The 20848-nt window shown below is 64.5% G+C and carries 20 protein-coding genes; 4 read left to right on the forward strand and 16 right to left on the reverse strand.

Annotated features, from left to right (window positions below):
* Nucleotides 1-68: 68 nt before the first annotated feature.
* Entirely contained in the window at nt 69-479 is a 411-nt protein-coding gene (locus tag G557_RS13685) for a TM2 domain-containing protein (protein ID WP_084627001.1), read from the forward strand.
* Between the two features lie 9 nt (nt 480-488).
* The gene (locus G557_RS0104600) at nt 489-698 is read left to right on the forward strand and encodes a hypothetical protein (protein ID WP_028245124.1); all 210 of its coding nucleotides are present in this window, start codon (nt 489-491) and stop codon (nt 696-698) included.
* 4 nt (nt 699-702) lie between these two features.
* On the opposite strand, the gene G557_RS0104605 is transcribed toward G557_RS0104600, so the two are convergent.
* From G557_RS0104605 to G557_RS0104620, 4 genes are read right to left on the reverse strand one after another with little or no spacing between them, the layout of a single operon-like run.
* Entirely contained in the window at nt 703-1218 is a 516-nt protein-coding gene (locus G557_RS0104605; protein ID WP_084627002.1) for a GNAT family N-acetyltransferase, read from the reverse strand.
* A gap of 37 nt (nt 1219-1255) precedes the next feature.
* On the reverse strand, nt 1256-2734 hold the full coding sequence (locus tag G557_RS0104610; RefSeq protein ID WP_245542769.1) for a multicopper oxidase family protein: 1479 nt from the start codon (nt 2732-2734) through the stop codon (nt 1256-1258).
* A gap of 1 nt (nt 2735) precedes the next feature.
* On the reverse strand, nt 2736-3122 hold the full coding sequence (locus tag G557_RS0104615; RefSeq protein ID WP_028245127.1) for a YccF domain-containing protein: 387 nt from the start codon (nt 3120-3122) through the stop codon (nt 2736-2738).
* Nucleotides 3123-3161: 39 nt separating this feature from the next.
* Entirely contained in the window at nt 3162-4511 is a 1350-nt protein-coding gene (locus G557_RS0104620) for a M16 family metallopeptidase (protein WP_036961141.1), read from the reverse strand.
* Nucleotides 4512-4609: 98 nt separating this feature from the next.
* On the opposite strand from G557_RS0104620, the gene G557_RS0104625 reads away from it, so the two are divergent.
* On the forward strand, nt 4610-5749 hold the full coding sequence (locus tag G557_RS0104625) for a flavin-containing monooxygenase (protein ID WP_051224562.1): 1140 nt from the start codon (nt 4610-4612) through the stop codon (nt 5747-5749).
* A gap of 62 nt (nt 5750-5811) precedes the next feature.
* Here the strand turns inward: G557_RS0104625 and G557_RS0104630 are convergent, their stop codons facing one another.
* From G557_RS0104630 to truB, 8 genes are all read right to left on the reverse strand, one after another.
* Nucleotides 5812-8046 (reverse strand): polyribonucleotide nucleotidyltransferase, encoded by a 2235-nt coding sequence (locus G557_RS0104630; protein ID WP_028245130.1) that lies wholly within the window; start codon nt 8044-8046, stop codon nt 5812-5814.
* A gap of 343 nt (nt 8047-8389) precedes the next feature.
* The gene (locus G557_RS0104635; RefSeq protein ID WP_028245131.1) at nt 8390-8875 is read right to left on the reverse strand and encodes a hypothetical protein; all 486 of its coding nucleotides are present in this window, start codon (nt 8873-8875) and stop codon (nt 8390-8392) included.
* A 309-nt stretch (nt 8876-9184) separates the two neighbouring features.
* Nucleotides 9185-9454, reverse strand: a complete 270-nt coding sequence (gene rpsO / locus G557_RS0104640) for a 30S ribosomal protein S15 (RefSeq protein WP_028245132.1) — start codon at nt 9452-9454, stop codon at nt 9185-9187.
* 126 nt (nt 9455-9580) lie between these two features.
* Nucleotides 9581-10348 (reverse strand): peroxiredoxin, encoded by a 768-nt coding sequence (locus G557_RS0104645; protein ID WP_211220516.1) that lies wholly within the window; start codon nt 10346-10348, stop codon nt 9581-9583.
* 105 nt (nt 10349-10453) lie between these two features.
* On the reverse strand, nt 10454-11494 hold the full coding sequence (locus G557_RS11745) for a bifunctional riboflavin kinase/FAD synthetase (RefSeq protein WP_051224565.1): 1041 nt from the start codon (nt 11492-11494) through the stop codon (nt 10454-10456).
* Nucleotides 11494-12012, reverse strand: a complete 519-nt coding sequence (locus G557_RS0104655; RefSeq protein ID WP_425414031.1) for a hypothetical protein — start codon at nt 12010-12012, stop codon at nt 11494-11496. Before G557_RS0104655 ends, G557_RS11745 begins: the two co-directional genes overlap by 1 nt.
* Before the next feature lie 30 nt (nt 12013-12042).
* A complete protein-coding gene (locus G557_RS0104660) occupies nt 12043-12408 on the reverse strand; it encodes a hypothetical protein (RefSeq protein ID WP_028245135.1) in 366 nt (121 codons plus the stop codon).
* Nucleotide 12409: 1 nt separating this feature from the next.
* The gene (truB, locus tag G557_RS0104665) at nt 12410-13378 is read right to left on the reverse strand and encodes a tRNA pseudouridine(55) synthase TruB (RefSeq protein ID WP_051224568.1); all 969 of its coding nucleotides are present in this window, start codon (nt 13376-13378) and stop codon (nt 12410-12412) included.
* A 35-nt stretch (nt 13379-13413) separates the two neighbouring features.
* Here truB and G557_RS0104670 point away from each other — a divergent pair, with 35 nt between their 5' ends.
* Complete coding sequence (locus tag G557_RS0104670; protein WP_245542770.1) at nt 13414-14511, forward strand: ketopantoate reductase family protein; 1098 nt, start codon at nt 13414-13416, stop codon at nt 14509-14511.
* Between the two features lie 42 nt (nt 14512-14553).
* Here G557_RS0104670 and rbfA read toward each other — a convergent pair whose 3' ends face one another.
* The 4 genes from rbfA to G557_RS11750 all read right to left on the reverse strand — a co-directional run bounded on the left by rbfA (nt 14554) and on the right by G557_RS11750 (nt 20847).
* On the reverse strand, nt 14554-15024 hold the full coding sequence (gene rbfA, locus G557_RS0104675; protein WP_028245138.1) for a 30S ribosome-binding factor RbfA: 471 nt from the start codon (nt 15022-15024) through the stop codon (nt 14554-14556).
* Between the two features lie 45 nt (nt 15025-15069).
* The gene (gene infB / locus G557_RS0104680) at nt 15070-17781 is read right to left on the reverse strand and encodes a translation initiation factor IF-2 (protein WP_036961145.1); all 2712 of its coding nucleotides are present in this window, start codon (nt 17779-17781) and stop codon (nt 15070-15072) included.
* Nucleotides 17782-17977: 196 nt separating this feature from the next.
* Nucleotides 17978-18943 (reverse strand): transcription termination factor NusA, encoded by a 966-nt coding sequence (gene nusA, locus G557_RS0104685; RefSeq protein ID WP_028245140.1) that lies wholly within the window; start codon nt 18941-18943, stop codon nt 17978-17980.
* 116 nt (nt 18944-19059) lie between these two features.
* The gene (locus G557_RS11750) at nt 19060-20847 is read right to left on the reverse strand and encodes a proline--tRNA ligase (RefSeq protein ID WP_211220517.1); all 1788 of its coding nucleotides are present in this window, start codon (nt 20845-20847) and stop codon (nt 19060-19062) included.
* Nucleotide 20848: the final 1 nt, after the last annotated feature.

Here is a 20848-nt window from a genome sequence, read left to right on the forward strand (position 1 = left end):
CTCGAACAGCCTGCGGCTGCTCGTCTGACACCAACCAACCCGCAACTTCACCACGTAGACTGCCAGATATGAGCACTCCATTCCCAGACCAGCCCCCGACCAACCCGCAGACGAACGGTTCCCCGTACTCCACCAGTCAGTCCGCCAGCGGCCCACAGTATGGCAATGGCAGCTATGGCAATGGCCAGTATCCGCCAAACGGGTATCCGCAGCAGCAGCCCTACGGTGGCCCTGGTGCGACCGACCAGCGCAGCCGAGTCGCCGCAGGTGTGCTGGGCATCCTCCTCGGCTCGCTCGGCGTGCACAATTTCTACCTTGGCAAGATCGGCATCGCCGTCGCGCAGTTGCTGATCACTGTGCTCTCGCTAGGAGTGCTCTCATTCGTGTCGGGCGTCTGGGGCCTGATCGAGGGCATCCTGATTCTCACCGGCTCGCCAAACTATCGCACTGATGGGCGGGGCATCCCGCTGCGCGACTGAGCCTGCGTCGTGGCGGCGCCTACACTGGAACAGTGTGAGGCGGGTCGACCGATCCGCAGCTGTGCGGGAACCGTTGAAGGCCTGCGTGCGTGCTGGGGTGAGCCGGGCTCATTCACCGCTGAGACGCTCACTTCGTCGAAGAACGCCACGGTGCAGCAGGTCAAAGTCGTCAAGGCGTACATTCCGGCCAGCCCCACCGACCCCGACGCCCAGCCCTGAGCCCTCAGGCCTGCAGCGCGGCAACCCGATCGATGGCTACCGCGTCGAGGCGCTGCGTGGTCCATTCACTCATCGGCTGTGCCCCCATCGCCCGGTAGAAGCGAATCGACGGCTCATTCCAGTCGAGCACCGTCCATTCCAGACGCCCATACCCATTGAGCTGGGCAACGCGTGCCAGCGACACCAGCAGAGCGCGCCCGTAGCCACTGCCTCGATGTTCAGGCAGCACGAAGAGGTCTTCGAGCCAGATGCCGGTCAGCCCCGTCCAAGTGGAATACGACCGAAACCAGAGCGCAATGCCGACCACCGCATCCTGCTGCTCGACCACATGGCAGAACGCGACGCTGTCGTCGGCGAACAGCGCCTGTTCGAGCAGTTCGGGGGTGTTCTCGACGGCGTCGGGCTCGCGCTCGTAGTCAGCCAACGCCTGAATCAGCGCAAGGATGGCCGGGATGTCTTGGTCGGTCGCCGTGCGCACCAGCGCGCCGTCGGCCAGAGTCAGTGGCTCGAGTGTGTGCATAGTGCGAGCGTAGCGACGTTGTCGCCTGCTGGCGAACTCAAGACCGCAGCGTGCGGTTGACTGAGGCCTCGGTGCCCGGCTCGACCGTCACAAACTGCCCCATCATGCCCTCGTCTTCGTGACGCAGCATGTGGCAGTGGTACATGTACGGATGCTCCGCGTCGGCCTCGTCGACCAGCTGCACGGCCAGGCGAACGCTCGTGCCCTGGGCGACCAAAACAGTGTCTTTAGGCCCCTGCTGCCAAGCCGGCGGCTGCTTGCCGTTGATCTCGAGCACACGAAACGAACAGCCGTGGGCATGAAAGTTGTGCGGCATCACCGTATTCGTCACCCGCCACTCTTCTACCGCACCGGCGGCCATCACCTCGTCGATACGCGACATGTCCATCATGACGCCGTTGATCGACATATCGTTGCCGAATTGGAAATCACGCACTGTCGGCGGCGACGGCAGCACTGGGGCCGCCGACCCGGGCAGCGTCTGCGCCACCTCGGGCGAGGTGGCCAGCGATGATGCCGCGCGCAATCGCAGAATATTCATCTCTTGGTTGTCGAGCACATCGTTGGTGCCCTTGGCGCTGCGCAGCATGATCTGCTCGTCGGCGCTCATGCGCACCACGATCTCGATGCGCTCACCGTTGCTCAGAGTGACCGTGTTGGCGGTCACTGGCGCACTGAGCGCCCCGGTGTCGGTCGCAATCACTTGGAACTCGCGTTGATCGTCGAACTCAAGGTGCAGAATACGCGCGTTGCAGGCATTGAGCAGGCGCAGATGCACTGCCTCGGTGGTGACGTCGAGGGCCGCGAGCGCTCGGCCGTTGACCACCATGGTGTCGCCAAGGATGCCGTATGTCGCGTTGAGACCCGCCAGATCGAGATCGCCGCTGCCAGTGAGATTGCGGTCCTGCATGATCACCGGGATGTCGTCGACGCCATAGGTGGAGGGCACACCGGCTTCGGTCAGCGCGGCGTCGTCGATGAGGAAGAGGCCGCCCAGCCCTCGGTAGACCTGCTCAGCGGTCTGCCCCATCACGTGCGGGTGGTACCAGAGCGTGGCAGCGGGCTGCACAATCTCCCACTCCGGGTTCCAGGTGTTACCCGGCTCGACCGTCTGGTGCGGGCCCCCGTCGTACTTCGCTGGCAGCAGCATGCCGTGCCAGTGCAGCGTGGTCACCTCGTCGAGTGCGTTGGTGAATTCGACGCGCACTCGGTCACCCTGCCGGGCACGCAGGGTCGGCCCAAGATAGGCCCCGTTGTAGCCGAAGCCGTTGGCCGTTTGCCCGGGAATCAGCTCTGTGGTGCCGGCCTGAGCGCTCAGGGTGAATACCAGGGTGTCTCCGTCAACCCGAGGAGACAGCTCTGGGGGAATGGGCAGTGCATTGACGAAGCTGTCGGGGTCGGCTGGCTGCGTGGTGCAGCCGGCGAGCGCAAGACCGACACCACTCACCCCCACTGCGGTCAGCAGCGCCCGTCGTGAGATCTGCCTGGCGTGAAGAGGTTCGAGTGCTCCGCTCACGTCAGCGCTCCAGATCATCGATGCGCACGATCTGCTTGCCGAGTGGTGCCAGCGAGACCGGCACCATTTTGAAATCGGCGATACCCATCGGAATGCCGATGATGGTGATGCACAGCGCCAGCCCGGAGACGACGTGCCCGATGGCCAGCCAGAGCCCGGCCAGCAAGAACCAGATCACGTTGCCCAGAAACGAGCCGACGCCGGCCGTGGGTTTGGCGACCACGGTGTACCCGAACGGCCACAGCGCATAGCTCGCTATGCGGAAAGAGGCGATGCCCCAGGGAATACCGATGATGGTCACAGACAGCAGCAGCCCGGCGATCATGTACCCCAGCCAGAGCCAGAGCCCGGCGAAGAACAACCAGATGATGTTCAGCAGTGTGCGCATGCCTTCATTGTCTCGCACGTGCTCAGGCCGCGCAGCGCATCAACCGTGAAGTGCCTCCTCGTCAACCGGCCCGACGGCAGCCACATGCTGGGGTGAGGTCGCGAACAGCTGTGCCAGCTGCTGCACGTCAGATGCGCTCACCTGCCGCAACCGGGCAATGCTGGCCGGCAGATCCCACAGCTCGCCCAGACCGATCTCAGACTTGCCAAGACGTGTCATATGCTGCGACGAGTCTTCGAACCCCAAAGTGATCGCACCCGAAAGCTGGCCGTGGGCGCGGGCGAGCTCGGCATCCGTCGGCCCCTCGTCAGCGAACCTGGCAAGCACATCGCGCAGCAGGCCGGCAACTTGACCAGCCGTCTCGGGCCGGGTGCCCGCATACATGCCGAATGTGCCGGCATCGGCATATGTGCCACCGAATGAGTACACCGAATATGCCAAGCCGCGCTTCTCACGCACTTCTTGGAACAACCTGGAGCTCATGCCACCACCGAGAATGGCGTTGAGCACGCTGAGTGAGAATCGGCGATCGTCAGAGGCGGGAATTCCTCGCGTGCCGATAATCAGATTCACCTGCTCTGCGTCGCGGCTCACCACCTGCGCCGACTGCTGTGCCGGAGTGGGCAGCAACTCGTGTGAACGGCGAGCATGTAATGGGCCGTGGCTCGCCGCATCCCAGCCCTGTTGCGCGAACGCGTGGTGCAGCTGCTCGAGCAGGCGACTGTGATCAACCGCTCCGGCAACCGCAACCACGATGTCTTCGGGACGATAGTTGGCCCGGTAGTGCTCCCAGACCGCATCGCGCTGCACCGCACCGATCGACTCGCGGGTACCGCCGATGGGTCGGCCGAGCGCCTGACCGGCATATGCCAACGAGCCGAACAGCTCGTGCACCACGTCGGTGGGGTCGTCTTCGCTCATGGCCAGCTCTTCGAGGATCACCTGGCGCTCGCGGTCGAACTCCTCGGTATCGAGCAGCGAACCGACGACCATGTCGGTGAGCACCTCAGTTGCCATGGGAAGGTCGGCGTCGCGCACCTTGGCGTAGTAGCAGGTGTACTCTTTGCCGGTCAGCGCGTTCGATTCTCCGCCGACTTCGTCGAAAGCAATGGCGATGTCGAGTGCCGTACGTGCGGCCGTGCCTTTGAACAGCAGGTGTTCGAGAAAGTGCGTGGAGCCAAACTGACCCTCATGTTCGTCACGCGAGCCCACCGGCACCCAGAACCCGATCGATGCCGAGTGGGCACCGGGAATGTGCTCGCTGATCACGCGCACACCGTTGGGCAGCACGGTGCGGTGAACCTGCGCGCCTCCGTCGAGTTCGAGGGTGAGGTCATCGACCTCGAGCGGCAGCGGCAGCGGAGAGGTCGTGGGTGATGCAGTGCTCATTCGCTCAACTGTAGTGCACCTGCACACGGTGGCACGGTCGAGTTCGGCGACTCAGGCTGACGCGGAATAGCACTCTCAGCGCCCCCGTTGCATCAGGTGTGACTCAGAACACCTCAACGCTGCCCGGGCACGTTCCCGTGGCGGTCATCGGCGCCGGTCAGGCCGGTCTCGCCGTCGCCTATCACCTCAAGCATTCTGGGCTGCGCCCCGGTGTCGATTTCGTTGTGCTCGACCGCGATCCGGATGCCGGTGGCGCCTGGCAGCATCGCTGGCACTCACTGCGGCTCGATGACGCCCATCGCGTAAGTGATCTGCCCGGCATGCGTCGCGACCTCGGCATCAGCTTCGAGACAGCGCCCGGCGATCAGCCCGCCGGCGAGGTGGTGAGCGACTACTACCGTCGCTATGAGCGCTTTCACAACCTGCAGGTGCACCATCGACATGCCGTCACCGCAGTCTCTCGAGTTGAGGCTGCCGACACCGCCGAAGGCAGGTACCGGCTCGATGCGCAGACTCCGGGTGGTGCAAAGACGCTGTTCGCCGACGTGGTGATCAATGCGTCCGGCACGTGGGGTGCGCCCAATGTCCCTTATCTGCCGGGCATCGAGCGCTTCGCCGGTCGCCAGTTGCATACCCAGCAGTATGTGCGAGCCGATGAGTTCGCCGGGCAGCGAGTCGCGATCGTCGGCGGCGGCACCTCGGCGATCGGCTTCGTCGTCGAGCTGCACGACGTGGCGCGCAGCGTGCACTGGTTCACCCGGCGACCGGTGCACTTCATCGATCAGCCTTCGCTGGGCTTCGAGGGCGGTCGAGCCTCCGTTGCCGCACAAGACGCCGCCGCTCGGGCAGGGCTGCCCCTGCCCAGCATTGTGAGCACAACGGATGTTCCAGTCACGAACAACATGCGCGCCCTGTACCAGCGTGGTGAGCTGGTGCGCCAGCCGATGTTTTCGCGCATCGACACGTCGGGCGTGGTGCTCGCCGATGGCTCGCACCTCGACCTCGACGCCATCATCTGGGCCACCGGCTTTCGCCCAGACGTCGCACATCTGCAGCCGTTGGGCCTGCGCGAACCAGCCGGGGGCATTGCCGTCGTCGACGGGGTCGCCCAACGCGACCCGCACATCCTGCTGGCCGGCTATGGGCCCCAGGCGAGCACCATCAGCTCAGCCCGTGGTGCTCGCTTGGTCGCGCGACACGCGATTGACGCGCTGGCGCGGCACACATCGGCCAGTTAACTGCGAAAGCGGGGAGCCCAAGACACTGTCTCGGACTCCCCGCTTGTGCTGGAGCTGAATGACTACTCGGCAGACTCGCCTTCAGCGGCCGCAGCCTCGTCTTCTTCGATGACCGGCACCAGCGACAGCTTGCCGCGGTCATCGACCTTCGAGATCTCGACCTGGATCTTCTGACCCACGCTCACGACCTCGCTGACTTCGCTGACGCGCTTGCCACCGTTGAGCTTGCGCAGCTCAGAGATGTGCAGCAGGCCATCGCGACCGGGCACCAGCGAGACGAAGGCGCCGAAGTCGGCCAGCTTCACCACGGTGCCGAGGTAGCGCTCGCCCACCTCGGGCACGGTCGGGTTGGCGATGGCGTTGACCGCCGCACGAGCTGCCTCAGCCGAAGGACCATCGGCGCTGGCGATGTAGACGGTGCCATCGTCTTCGATCGAGATGTCGGCACCGGTCTCTTCTTGGATCTGGTTGATGATCTTGCCCTTGGGGCCGATGACCTCACCGATCTTCGACACCGGCACCTGCACCGTGATGATGCGCGGGGCGGTGTCTGCCAGCGGGTCGGGGCCCGAGATGGCCTGGTTGAGCACGCCCAGAATCGTGAGGCGCGCCTCTTTGGCCTGTGTCAGTGCGCCGGCCAGCACCGAAGCAGGAATGCCATCGAGCTTGGTGTCGAGCTGAATCGCGGTGATGAACTCGGCAGTGCCGGCCACCTTGAAGTCCATGTCGCCGAGCGCATCTTCAGCACCCAGGATGTCGGTGAGCACGGCGTACTCAGTGCGATCGCCCTCTTTGTGGCTGATCAGGCCCGAGGCGATGCCAGCGACCGGAGCGCGCAGCGGCACACCGGCGTTCTGCAACGCCAGGGTCGAGGCGCAGACCGAACCCATTGACGTTGAACCGTTCGAGCCCAGTGCCTCAGAGACCTCGCGAATTGCGTAGGGGAACTCTTCGACGCTCGGCAGCACCGGCACCAGAGCGCGCTCGGCGAGTGCACCATGACCGATCTCACGACGCTTCGGGCTACCCACGCGGCCGGTCTCACCAGTCGAGTAGGGCGGGAAGTTGTAGTGGTGGATGTAGCGCTTGCTCTTGACCGGCGACAGCGAGTCGATCTGCTGCTCCATCTTGAGCGTGTTCAGCGTGGTCACACCCAGAATCTGAGTCTCACCGCGCTGGAACAGTGCCGAGCCATGCACGCGCGGCAGCACGCCCACCTCGGCGTCGAGGGCACGGATCTCGCGCGGGCCACGGCCGTCGATGCGGATGCCCTCGGAGATGATGCGACCACGGACGATCTTCTTGGTGACCGACTTGTAGGCGGCACCGATCTGGTTGTACTCGTCTTCGGTGAGCACCGCAGCCAGCGACTCCTTCACGCGTGCCTTCAGCGCATCGTCAGCGTCTTGACGCTCAAGCTTGTCGGCGATCTGGTAGACCGACTTGAGCTCTTCTTCGGCCAGCTCGGCAACCTTGTCGTACACGTTTGCGGTGTAGGGCGGGAAGAGCGTGAACTCGGCAACCGGCTTGGCCGACTGGCGAGCCAGCTCTTCTTGAGCCTCGATCAGCTGACGGATGAACGGCTTCGCCGCTTCGAGGCCGCCAGCGACAACCTCTTCGTCGGGCTTGATGGCGCCAGCATGGATCAGATCCCAGCTGTTCTCGCCAGCCTCAGCCTCGACCATCATGATCGCGATGTCGGGCTCGCCAGCCTCGTTGATGACCTTGCGGCCGGCCACGGCGATGTCGAAGACCGCCTTCTCGAGCTGGCTCTGCGTGGGGAATGCCACCCACTGGCCGTCGATGAGCGCGATGCGCACGCCGCCGATAGGCCCCGAGAACGGCAGGCCGCCGATCTGGGTGGATGCGCTGGCTGCGTTGATCGCGACGGTGTCGTAGCGCACATCGGGAGCGATGGTCAGCACGGTGATGACCACCTGCACCTCGTTACGCAGGCCCTCGGCGAACGACGGGCGCAGCGGGCGGTCGATCAGACGCGCGGTGAGGATGGCGTCAGTTGAGGGGCGCCCCTCACGACGGAAGAACGAGCCGGGGATGCGGCCCGCGGCGTACATGCGCTCTTCGACGTCAACAGTCAGTGGGAAGAAGTCGAAGTCTTCCTTCGGCTTCTTCGACACGGCAGTGGTCGACAGCAGCGTGGTCTCGTCATCGAGCGTGACGAGCACTGCGCCGGCGGCCTGCTGGGCGAGGCGGCCGGTCTCGAAGCGGATCTTGCGCGTGCCGAAAGCACCGTTGTCGAGAACGGTCTCGGCGTATTTGATCTCTGGACCCTCCAAGGGGTTCTCCTTTACCTGATTCGTGCAGGCAGGCAGAGCGGGCATGAGCAACATATGGAGCTGATCAACAGTAGAAAACCTCGGACCTCACGCAAACACGCGGCTTCCGAAACTCACCACCGAAGATCAGCGCCTGAACGGCTCACCTGCACGGTTTTCATTTGTGAGTGGTTCATGATGAACCGTTCCACAGTCTAGCAGAGGGCAACCCTGTCGCCTCAGAGACTCGGCCCTGCTGAGCGGCGTGCAGCAGCAGGTCACGACGAGAGTCGTGGCCTGCTCCCGATCTGGCAGGCCCGGACCGTATGTGGGAATCACCACCGTGGTGCGCATGCGGGTCGCCCTAGTCGCGCAGTGGCAACAGCACGTCAGAGATGCCGGGAACCTCTTCGCGTAGCACTCTGAGCGCCACAGCGATGGCGAACTCGTTCAGCGGCTCGGTCTGAGTCTCATCGATGGCATACCCGGGTTCAACAGCCCCCTGGGGGTCTGCGCTACACACGCGGCTGGCGAAGCTGACGCCCTCGCCATCGTCATAGAGCAGCACGTTCACCAAACGCTCTTGCGCCGTCGCCGACACAGACTCGTCGAGGTCATGCTCCGCACCAGGGAGCGGCTTGATGCGTGCTTCGATGAAGAGGTCGCCCTCTTCGACGACGCCAGCATCGTGCAGAGCATCGGATGCAGGCTCATCGCCGGGGCGCAGGATCGTCACTTCGCTCAGTGATTCACGTCGTGCTGCGGCGACGAAGAGGTCTTGCGGGGCCTGCCCCACGACAATGCCCGCGAGGTATTGCAGGAGGACTGATCTTGGTGGTGATGTCTTCATGCTCTTCACTCTGCCGCACCGTTCGACGGTGCACCGAGCCATCGCAGCGAAAATCGATTTCTGTGGATAACTCGTCCCGTAGCGGGTTCGCGGCAGCAGCATCGCTGCGAGATTCCGGGGCTATAGGCCAGATTCTGCGTCGAAAACGGTGCCAAATCTCAACGATGCCTACCGATACGACGCTCAAACGCCACAAATGCCACGGTAAAAGACGGGCACCCACAAAAACCACCGTACAGGCAACGCCGCGCCGCGCCCAGACAGCAAAAAGCCCCGCCGAAGCGGGGCTTTTCAGCACAGTGGTCGAGATTATCGGCGCAGGCCGAGGCGCTCAATGAGCTTGCGGTAGCGCTCAATATCAACATCTTGCAGGTAGCCGAGCAGGCGACGACGCTGGCCGACGAGCAGCAGCAGGCCACGACGTGAGTGGTGATCGTGCTTGTGCTCTTTCAGGTGCTCGGTGAGATCGGCGATGCGGCGGCTGAGCAGCGCGACCTGCACCTCGGGTGAGCCGGTGTCGCCCTCGTGGGTGGCGTATTCGTTGATAATCTGCTGCTTGACGTCGGTGGGCAGTGCCATGGGCGTGTTCCTCTCACTCATTGCGCGGTGCTGCACTCCTGGTGAATACAGCGCTCTGGATCCGCGGCCGATCGAACGGCGAACGATCTATAGTAGCACGCACGCGCTGCCCACCGTCACCTCAGCTCAGTAGCCGAGCACCTCAGTTGGGTTGGTGCGAATGCTCTGCTCGATCTCATCAGCCGAGAGCTCTTTAGTGCAGTAGAACCAGTCGACGCACTCAACTCCCTCGACCTCGCCGTCCATGCGCTCTTTGGCAACGCCGCAGGAGCCAGCGGTGGGCACGATCACGCGCTCACCAGGCACCCAGTCGGCGGGCGTCGCCACATTGAACTGGTCGGCGGTTTGCAGCGCCTTGAGAATGCGCAGAATCTCCTGCATGTTGCGCCCGGTGCTCATGGGGTAATACATGATCGTGCGAAGAATGCCCTTGGGGTCGACGATGAACACCGCGCGCACCGCCTGGGTGTCGCCTTCGCCGGGCTGCACCATGCCGTACTTGTGTGCGATCTCCATCTTGATGTCTTCGATCAACGGGAACTTGACCTCGACATCCTTCCATCCCCGGAACTCCATGCGGTCTTTGATCAGACGCAGCCACGCGATGTGGCCATACAAGCTGTCGATCGACAGGCCGAGCAGCTTGGTGTTGTACTCGGCGAACTCCTTCTCCATATGCGCGAAGGTCATGAATTCGCTGGTGCACACAGGCGTGAAATCGGCCGGATGGCTGAAGAACACAACCCAATGCCCCGCGAAGTCAGCCGGGAAGTTCACCTCGCCCTGAGTGGTGACGGCAGTGAACGCGGGCGCGGGCTCATTCAGGCGCGGCAATGATGTGACCTCCTTCGGCGACTGCTCTGTGGTAACGACATCGACGTTCTGTGCGGCCATGACTGTGCTTCCCTTCTGATGCGATTATTACCCTTGGGGGTATATAAGAATCACACTAGTCTTGATCCATTCAAATTGCCAGTGTCTGCGCTGCCGGGGCGCGAATCAGCGCCGGGGTGCTGACGGCGAAGCAGCATCGTGCTGCAGCGCCTCACGAGCGTCATCGACATCTTGACGCATCTGTTCAATGAGCGGCTCGAGCCCGGTATAGGCCACCATGCCGCGCAGGCGTTGCACGAACACGACCCGCGCCCAGTGCCCGTACAGGTCAAAATGCGTGACATCATCATCGTCACGATCGATCACATGTGCCTCGACCGTGCGCGGTACACCGTCAAATGTGGGGTTGGTGCCCACTGAGATCGCGGCAGGATGCCGTCGCACAGCCCCAGCCTCAACCCCCGTTGCATCACCCGCATACACATCGAGCCAGCCGGCGTACACGCCGTCTGCCGGTACGAACCCCTCCACCTCGCGGTGCTCACCAGTGACCGGGTCGTCGCCCGGGCCCAGGTTCGCCGTGGGAAACCCCAGCTCGCGGCCACGCTTGGCGCCGTGCACCACGAACCCGCTGACATCGTGGTGGCGCCCGAGCACCGCCTCGACGGTGTCGAGATCACCGCGGGCAAGCGCGTCACGCACCGTCGATGATGAGAACTTCGGGGCGTTGTCGTCTGGTCGCAGGGTCGGTGCCACAACCACCTCGATCCCTGTTTTGGCTCCGAGCTCGCGCAGCGTGTCGATGGTGCCCGCACCCCGGTGTCCAAAAGTGAAGTCTTCTCCCACGAGCACCAGTTTGGCCTGCAGCTGCCCGACAAGCACGTCTGTGACAAACTCCTGCGGTGTCAGGGAGGCGAAGTCTCGCGTAAAGGCCAGCACGGCAACGGCATCGACACCGGTCGCCTCAAACAGCTCGGTCTGACGCCGCGGGCTGACCAAAGGCTGCGGGCAGTGGGCCGGAGCGAGCACCGACAGCGGGTGTCGGTCGAACGTCGCCACCACCGACACCAGCCCGCGTTGGTCGGCCAGCTCGCGCAGACGTTCGATCACCCCTTGGTGCCCGAGATGCAGCCCGCCGAACTTGCCGATGGCCACCGCTGACGGGCCCAAGTCATAGTGCTCGTGTTCGAGCCGAAACACCCGCATCAGCGCGCCTCGCCGCTCGCCGCGGTCTCCACTGCCTGTGTTCCCGGGCGATGCTTGGCCAGCCACCACAGACCGAGCAGCGGCAGCACGAGCGGCACAAAGCCGTAGTCGCGACCGAACAGCGCCCACACCGTGCTCTCGGGGCGGCCACCAGGCGTGTCGGCCGAGACGAACAGCTCGGGCGCGAACAGGGTCAGCGCCCCGACGACGAGCACGCCGACCAATTCGAAGCCGATGGCCCACACCGCGACCCGGTGCCATCCTTTGTGATGGTGCCGCACCAGCGCGACCGTCGCCAGGATGTACACCACAGCGGCGAGCGCACTGAGGCCGTATGCGAGGGGGGCATGCGAGAACTTCATGCCGATCTGAAAGACTGATCGGCCGGTCGCGGCGAGCGCGAGAATGGCGTAGACCACGACCAACAGGCGGCCCGGACCGCTCAGGCGCGGCGATTCGTCATCGCTGGCCTGCGCATCGTGCGTGCTCAGCGGAGTCTTGGGTGCGAACGAGTTCATGACGCAATAATCCTAGTTGGCGCAGGCGTGTCAAGCGGTCAGAAACCAGATCTGATCCATGCGCCAGATCAGCACCGCATTGGTGAGTGCCGCAGCGCCCAGAATGATCGTCGACCACTTGCTGCGTTCGAGCAGCCCCCAAAGCCCCGCTGCCGGCGGCACGATCAGAGCGGTGAACAGGTAGCCCGCGAATTCGAGCCCGTCACCCCGCGAGCCATGGCCAGACACTGCCAGCACGATGCTCACGACCAGCTGCACCACCAGCAGCGCCTCGACCACGATGAGCGAGCCCACCGACAGATCATCGGGCGCCCGCCCGATTGCTGCAAGCACGAAGCAGAACAGCGCCGCTCCGAGGCTCATGGTGATCTGGGTCCAGGTCAGCCAGTCGAGCATCTCAGCCCTCTCTTTTGTTGCCGCGCGGAGCGTCATCGATGGGCAGCACCAGCACAGACCGCGCCTGGCCGGCACGGTTCGTCAGGATGCCACGCAGGCGACCAGCCGCATCTACCGCAGCGGTGAGCCCCGGTTGTGCACTCGCGCGAAGTCGTTTGCCGTGACCGAGATCAATCACCTCTTGATCGTCGAGCGCACGCACCGGAAAGACCCGACCGGCCGCGTCGGCGAGTGTCAGCGTAGGGGGTGCCACGATCTGGTCGACGGGCACCTCACGACCCGGCAGCGTGCCAGCCTCGTCAACCGAGAACGGCCCCACCGAGATGCGGCGCAGTGCGGTCAGATGTCCGCCGACGCCGGCAAGCTGCCCAAGATCGCGTGCCAGCGCACGAATGTAGGTGCCAGAGCTGCAGTGCACCCGAGCCTCGACGTCGAGAAACCCCGCTGGGGTGCGTCGCACCGCCGTAATCTCGAACGTGTAAATCGTGATTGCGCGGGCCTTCAGCTCGACCTGCTGCCCCGAACGCACTCGAGCGTAAGAGCGCACCCCATCGACCTTGATCGCGCTGACCGCGGAGGGCACCTGATCGATCTCACCGGTCAGATGTGCGTCGACCAGCTCGCGGACACGCTGCTCGTCGAGCGCTGCAAGTGCCTCAGCCGAAGCTGTCTCAGTCACCTCGCCCTCGGCGTCATCAGTGATCGTGGTTTGCCCGAGGCGAATAGTCGCGCTATACACCTTGTCGAGACCGACCAAGTGTGTGAGCAGCTTGGTGCCCCGCTCAATGCCCAGAATAAGCAGCCCTGTGGCCATCGGGTCGAGGGTGCCGGCATGTCCGACTCGGCGGGTGCCGAAGACCCGCCGGGCGCGGGCGACCACGTCGTGACTCGTCCAGTGGGCGGGCTTGTCGACAAGCACGATCGCGTCGTCGGGCACGCTGCGACCGGCGGCGTTCGTGGGTTCGGGCATGGGCTCCATTCTGCCACAGCGCATAGAATCTCAGCATGCACGACGACGTCACTGAAGACTCCTCCCCCGCCTTGAACTCGGCCGCTCGCCTCGAGTCTGACCCCATCGACATCGCGGTCATCGGCGCAGGAGCCATCGGCGGCTCAATCGCAGCTCGACTCGACGCCGTGGGCCACCATGTGACCATCACCGCACGTGGGGCGCATCTCGAGGCGATTCGGGCATCCGGTCTGCGCCTGACTGGTGCGCTCGGCGAACATACCGCACGGGTGACTGCCGAGCTCACGCTGCATCGGCGCCCCACGCTGGCGATCGTCACGACAAAGGCGCAGGATGCCCCGGCCGCGATCGCGGCAAACGAACGTTGGCTGCGTGACACCACGGTACTCGTGGTGCAGAACGGCTTGAATGGCGCTCGTGACGCGCAGGTCGCGCTGCCGCACGCACATGTGCTCAGCGGCACCACCTCGATCGGGGCGAATGTGCCTGAGCCCGGGCACATTGAGGTGACCACTCCCGGCGCCACCTTGGTGGGTGCACTCAACGGCGCCGAGCAGAGCACGGCAGCAGCGCTGGTATCTCTGCTGCAGCCGGCTGTGCCGGCCGAGCTCTGCCCTGATACACAGGGCGTACTGTGGAGCAAACTGATGGTCAACCAAGTCAATGCGCTGCCGGCGATCACGGGGCTGCCCATCCAGGCGACCATCGCCGATCCGCGGCTGCGCCGGGTGCTCACCCTGTCGCTGCGCGAGGGCGTGCAGGTAGCTCGCGCACACGGGGTGCATTTCGCCGCAGTGCAGGCGCTCAACGATGCGCTGCTGAGTGTGCTCGCCGAGGCGTCGCTGGCCACGGCAGAGTTCGTACCGCTGCTAATGGCACACAATATGGGTGACACTCCGAACACAGGGTCGACGCTACAGTCGGTGCGCACCGGGCGGCCGACCGAAATCGACTACCTCAATGGGGCAGTTGTTCAGGCCGCTGAAGAAGTTGGGCTGCAGGCACCGGTCAACGCAGCGCTCGTGCAGATGGTGCATGAGGTGGAGCGTTCAGCTGAAACGTCGGCGCCAGCGTTTCAGAGCCCAGAGGCAGTGGTCAGCGATGCAAGGCTGGCCCCTTACGTGCAGCTCTAGCGCACAGTTTGCGGGCACTCGCCAAGATGCGCGAAACCGAACTCAGTCTTGTGGCGCCTCGCCAATGGCTTCGTCAGCGTCTTCATCTTCGTCTTCGGCACGGCGGTACGGGTCGGCGTCGCCGGCGAAGGTTGCTGACTCGGCTGCCTTCTGCGCCTCTTTGTCACGCCGCCGAGCTGTAGCCAACAGGTCTTCGATATGCGCTGCGTTCTCGGGAATCGCATCGAGAATGAACTCGAGCGACGGGGTCAGACGTGCCGAGATATTGCGACCGACCTCGGTGCGCAGCAGCCCCGTGGCGCTCTTCAGCGCAGCGGCGGTGTCTGCCCGCTCTTCGTCGGCGCCCAACACCGTATAGAAGATGCTGGCGTGCTGCAGGTCACCCGTCACCTTGACGTCGGTGATGGTGACGAAACCGAGGCGGGGGTCGCGCAGCCCGCGTTCGAGCCGCTTGGCCACAATGACCTTGATGCGGTCGGCCAGTCGGGCCGCGCGTCCTCCGTTGTCAGCCATAGCTGATGCCTCGTCTTTCGTCAGTGCCTGTGGCACATGCCGGCGCTAGTCGCGCGGCTTCTCTCGGATCTCGTAGGTCTCGATCTCGTCGCCGACCTGGATGTCGTTGTACGAGCCCAGACCGATACCACATTCGTAGCCCTGCTTGACCTCGGTGACGTCGTCTTTGAAGCGACGCAGCGACTCGATCGAGAGATTGTCGCCGTGCACCACGCCGTTGCGCAGCACGCGAGCCTTCGAGTTACGGGTCACACCGCCCGACTTGACCAGTGCACCGGCGATGTTGCCGAACTTCGAGGAGCGGAACACCTCGCGCACCTCGGCGGTGCCAGTGTGCACCTCTTCGTACTCGGGCTTGAGCAGACCCTTGAGCGCGTTCTCGATGTCGTCGATCGCGTCGTAGATCACCGAATAGAACCGGATATCGATGCCCTCGCGCTGTGCCGCCTCACGAGCCTTGCCGTCGGGGCGCACGTTGAAGCCGATCACGATGGCGTTGTCGACCGTAGCCAGGTTCACGTCAGACTCGGTGATGGCGCCCACACCACGGTGAATGATGCGCAGCTGCACCGAATCGTCGATCTCGATCTTGAGCAGGGACTCTTCGAGAGCCTCGACGGCACCAGACACATCGCCCTTGATAACCAAGTTGAGCGTTTCGACCTTGCCCTCTTCGAGTGCCTTGGTGAAGTCTTCGAGGCTGATGCGCTTGCGGCTCTTGGCCAGCAAGGCGTTGCGCTGTGCAGCCTCGCGCTTCTCAGCGATCTGACGCGCAGTGCGATCGTCTTCGGTGACCAAGATGTTATCGCCAGCGCGAGGCACCGACGTCAGACCGAGCACCTGCACCGGACGCGACGGACCAGCCGCCTCCACGTTCTCGCCGTTCTCGTCGAACATAGCGCGAACACGACCGTACGCGGTGCCCGCCACGATGGCGTCGCCGACGTGCAGGGTGCCGTTCTGCACCAGCACAGTGGCAACCGCACCACGACCCTTATCGAGGTTGGCTTCGATGGCCACACCGCGAGCGTCGCGATCAGGGTTCGCCACCAGCTCGAGCCCGGCATCTGCCGTCAGCAGAATCGCCTCGAGCAGCTTGTCGATGCCGATGTTGTTCTTCGCCGACACGTCGACGAACATCGTGTCGCCGCCATACTCTTCGGCGACCAGGCCGAACTCGGTCAGCTGCTGACGGATCTTCGCCGGATTGGCGTCGGGCTTGTCTACCTTGTTGACCGCCACCACGATCGGCACACCAGCAGCCTGGGCGTGGTTCAAGGCCTCAATCGTCTGCGGCATCACACCGTCATCGGCGGCAACCACAAGCACGGCGATATCGGTGACCTTCGCACCACGAGCACGCATGGCGGTGAACGCCTCGTGACCCGGGGTGTCGATGAAGGTGATGGCGCGTTCGACGCCTTCGTGCTCTGCCTGCACCTGGTAGGCACCGATGTGCTGGGTGATGCCACCGGCCTCACCGGCGACCACCTTGGTGTGTCGAATGGCATCGAGCAGTCGAGTCTTACCGTGATCGACGTGACCCATGACGGTGACCACCGGAGGACGAACTACGAGTGCATCGGGATCGTCTTCATCTTCGAGGTCGATGTCGAACTGCTCGAGCAGCTCTTTGTCTTCGTCTTCGGGGCTGACGATCTGGATCTTGAAGCCCAGCTCGGCGCCGAGCAGCTGGAAGGTGTCTTCGTCGAGCGACTCGGTGGCCGTGGCCATCTCGCCGAGGTGGAAGAGCACCGTCACCAGTGATGCCGGGTTGGCGCCGATCTTGTCGGCGAAATCGGTGAGCGAAGCACCACGGCGCAGACGGATAACGCTCTCGCCGTTGCCGCGGGGTACCGAGACACCGCCGAGGGTCGGAGCCTCCATCTGCTCGAACTCTTGACGTTTCGCCCGCTTCGACTTGCGCGACTTGCCACGGCCTCCACCGCGCCCGAAGGCGCCTGCTGTGCCGCCGCGTCCGCGGCCGCCGGGGCCCGGACGACCACCGCCGCCCGCGAAACCACCGCGCTGACCGCCAGGACCGCCAGCAGCACCTTGGCCGCCGAAGCCGCCGGGTCGCTGGAACCCGCCGCCCTGACCTGGACGAGGCCGAGCGCCACCGCCCTGACCGACACGGTTGGGACCGCCTGCGCGACCGCCGTGCGAGCCGGGGCCGGGCCGGGCGCCACCGGGGCGCGGCGTGAAGGGGTTGTTCGCCACACGTGGTGCGTGCGGGCGCGGGCCATTGTGCTTGGGCGAGAAGGGATTGTTCGCCGGGCGCGGTGCGCGCGGACGCGGAATCATGCTGGCCGGCGACGGATGCGCCGCACCACCGTCAGCAGGCTTCGGCGTGGGCGTTGCACCGGGCTTCGGTGTCGCCGACTCGGCGGGTTTGCTGGGCGCGGGTGCGCTGGGTGCCGACTCGCTCGCAGCGGCCTTGGCCGCGGCGGGTTTGGGCGCAGCAGGCTTGGTCTCGGCGGGTTTCGGTGTTGCAGCGCCGGATGCGGCACCCGGCTTGGGTGCGCCCGGCACGGGTGCGCTGGGGGTCGCCGTGCTCTTCGGCGCGGCCTTCTTGGGTGCTGCGGCCTCAGCAGGCTTCTGGGCCGGGATGGCCTCTTTCAGCTTGCGAATGACTGGCGGCTCGAGGGTTGACGATGGGCCCTTGACGAATTCGCCCATGTCGTTGAGCTTCGCCAGCAGCTCTTTGCTCGTGAGGCCAAGCTCCTTGGCCACTTCGTGTACGCGTGGTTTCGCCACAATTCTCCTGTCTCAGGCCTGCACCCGAGCATGGGAGCAGGCGTTACTTCTGACGTCTCATTTCGAGCCGTTCATTATGCGTCCATCAGCCGATCAACCTGTTCTGTCGGAAGAGATGCATGCGCGTCGAAGCACATGCCTCAGCCATCTTAGCGCGTCAGCTCGGTCAGGGCGACCGGCCAACCCGCGAGTCTGCCTATGCCCGGTCGGGCTGGATGTCGATCTTGGCACCAGTGAGCTTGGCCGCCAAGCGAGCGTTCTGCCCTTCTTTGCCGATCGCCAGGGAGAGCTGCGACTCGGGCACGAATGCACGCACAGCCTTAAGCTCTTCGCTAACCACCTCGGTGCGAGTCACCTTGGCCGGTGACAGCGCACTGGCCACGAACGTCGCCAAGTCTTCGCTGTAGTCGACGATGTCGATCTTCTCGTCGCCGAGTTCAGACGTGACGGCGCGAACACGCGAGCCCAGCTCACCGATGGCCGCACCCTTGGCGTTGATGCCCGGCTGCAGCGCACGCACGGCGATCTTGGTGCGATGACCCGCTTCACGGGCGGTCGAGGCGATCTCGACCAAGTGATTGTGAATCTCGGGAACCTCGAGCTCGAACAGCCCGCGCACCAGCCCTGGGTGCGTACGGCTGACGATCACGCTCGGCCCCTTGTTGCCGCGTTCAACCTTGGTGATGAACACTCGCAGGCGATCACCATGACGGTACTGCTCGCCCGGAGTCTGCTCTTCTGGCGGCAGCACTGCCTCAATGGTGCCCAGATCAACCTGCACCAGACGCGGGTCGGTGCCCTGCTGAATGACACCGGCGGCGATCGTGCCCTCGCGGTCTTTGTACTCACCGAGCAACGTGTCATCGGCGAGCGCGCGCAGCCGCTGGTTGATCACCTGTCGAGCCGCCAGCGCAGCAACACGACCGAAGTCGTCGGGAGTGACGTCGGCCTCACCGAGCTCGTTGCCCTCGTCGTCAGTCTCGACTTCGAGAATGTTGAGCTCGCCGGTCTTGCGGTTGATCTGCGCGCGGGCCTCGGAGTCGTGCCCGACGTGCTTGTGGTAGGCGGTGAGAATGGCCTGCTCGATGATCACGACGAGTTCGTCGAAGGGAATCTCGCGTTCGCTCTCGAGAAGACGCAGCGCACCCAGATCGATTTTCATGCCGTCTCCTGTATTCACATGTGGCCTCGGCGCTGGCTCGCACCGAGCGTCTTCAACTCGAACAACTGCGTCTAGGGTAGCACCCGGCGGCGCCGCCGCCCCGGGGCCTCGGCTGATCAGTCGAGATCGAGACGATGCAGCAGCGTACGCGTGGCGTCTTGGCGCGCGATCTGGTCTTTGGCCCCCGCACGACGATCCCACAGCTCAACTTGGCCGTCGGCGAGCCCCTTGCCAACCACCAGCACATGCGGCACGCCGATCAGCTCGGCATCTTTGAACTTCACCCCGGGTGAGACCTTCTGACGGTCGTCGAAGAGTACCTCGACGCCTCGAGCCTCAAGCTCGTCAGCGATCTCGGCTCCCACCTCGTAGACCTGCTCGTCTTTGCCCGTCGCCACCACGTGCACCTGGAACGGAGCGACCTCGTCGGGCCAGAGCAGTCCGCGGTCGTCGCGGTAGGCCTCGGCGAGCACTGCGATCAGGCGGGTGACGCCAATGCCGTATGAGCCCATAGTCACCGTGGCGAGCTTGCCGTTGCGATCGAGCACCTTGAGGTCGAGTGCCTCGGCGTATTTGCGGCCGAGCTGGAAGACGTGGCCGATCTCGATGCCACGTGCCGTGCGCAGCGGCCCTGAGCCGTCGGGAGCCGGGTCGCCCTCACGCACCTCGGCGATGTCAGCCAAGCCGTCGGCGACGAAGTCGCGGCCAGCGACCACACCCAGTGCGTGACGCTGTGGCTGATTGGCACCAGTGACCCACACCGTGCCGTCGCCCACGCGGGGGTCGACGAGATAGCGGATACCCGAGGCTGACTGCTCGCCGAGCAGCTGCGGCTGCCCTGCCGCGCCCTGCGGGCCGATGTAGCCTTTGACCAGTTCAGGATGCGCGGCGAAGTCGGCCTCAGTCGCCGGCTCTACCTCGGCGGGCGCGAAGGCCACCTCAGCGCGTTTGAGATCGACTTCGCGGTCTCCGGGTACGCCCACGATCACCAGCTCGGTCTCGCCGTCGAGATGCGTCAGGCGCAGCACGACATTCTTGAGCGTGTCGGCCGCACTCCACTGCCCCTCGCGGCGATCGGCGAAGCCCTCGTTGAGCACCGCGACCAGCGCCTCGATAGTGGTCGCAGACGGAGTGTCGACAACCTCAGCTGGGCCAGCCGCAGCGGCATCGATTGGCGCGGCCGGCGCGGTGGTCACCGCTTCGACGTTGGCCGCGTACCCGGCATCGGTGTAGACGAACGTGTCTTCGCCGATCGGTGAGGGTGAGAGAAACTCTTCTGACTTCGACCCGCCCATTGCGCCGGCGTCGGCCTTCACAATGACGTACTCGACGCCGAGCCGCTCGAAAATGCGCTCGTAAGCGTCACGCATCAGCTGGTAGCTCACGTCGAGGCCGGCATCGTCGATGTCGAACGAATAGGCGTCTTTCATCACGAACTCGCGCCCGCGCAGCAGACCGGCGCGGGGCCTCGCCTCATCGCGGTATTTGGTCTGCACCTGGTAGAGCGTGACCGGAAGATCTTTGTACGACGAATAGAGATCTTTGACCAGCAGGGTGAAGACCTCTTCGTGGGTGGGCGCCAGCAGATAGTCGGCGTCTTTGCGATCTTTCAGCGTGAAGAGGTTGTCGCCGTACTCCTCCCAGCGACCGGTGGCCTCATAGGGCTCACGCGGCAGTAGCCCGGGAAAGTGCACCTCTTGAGCGCCGGCCGCCTCCATCTCGGCACGCACGACCGCCTCGACCTTGCGCAGCACCCGCAGCCCGAGCGGCAGCCAGGCGAAGATACCGGGCGCCTCACGGCGGATGTACCCGGCGCGCACCAGCAGACGGTGGCCGGCAACTTCGGCGTCGTTGGGGTCTTCGCGAAGCGTACGCAGAAACAGGGTCGACATGCGGGTGGGCACA

This window comes from Pseudoclavibacter soli DSM 23366 (assembly GCF_000423505.1).
In the GTDB taxonomy this organism is placed as follows: domain Bacteria; phylum Actinomycetota; class Actinomycetes; order Actinomycetales; family Microbacteriaceae; genus Pseudoclavibacter_A; species Pseudoclavibacter_A soli.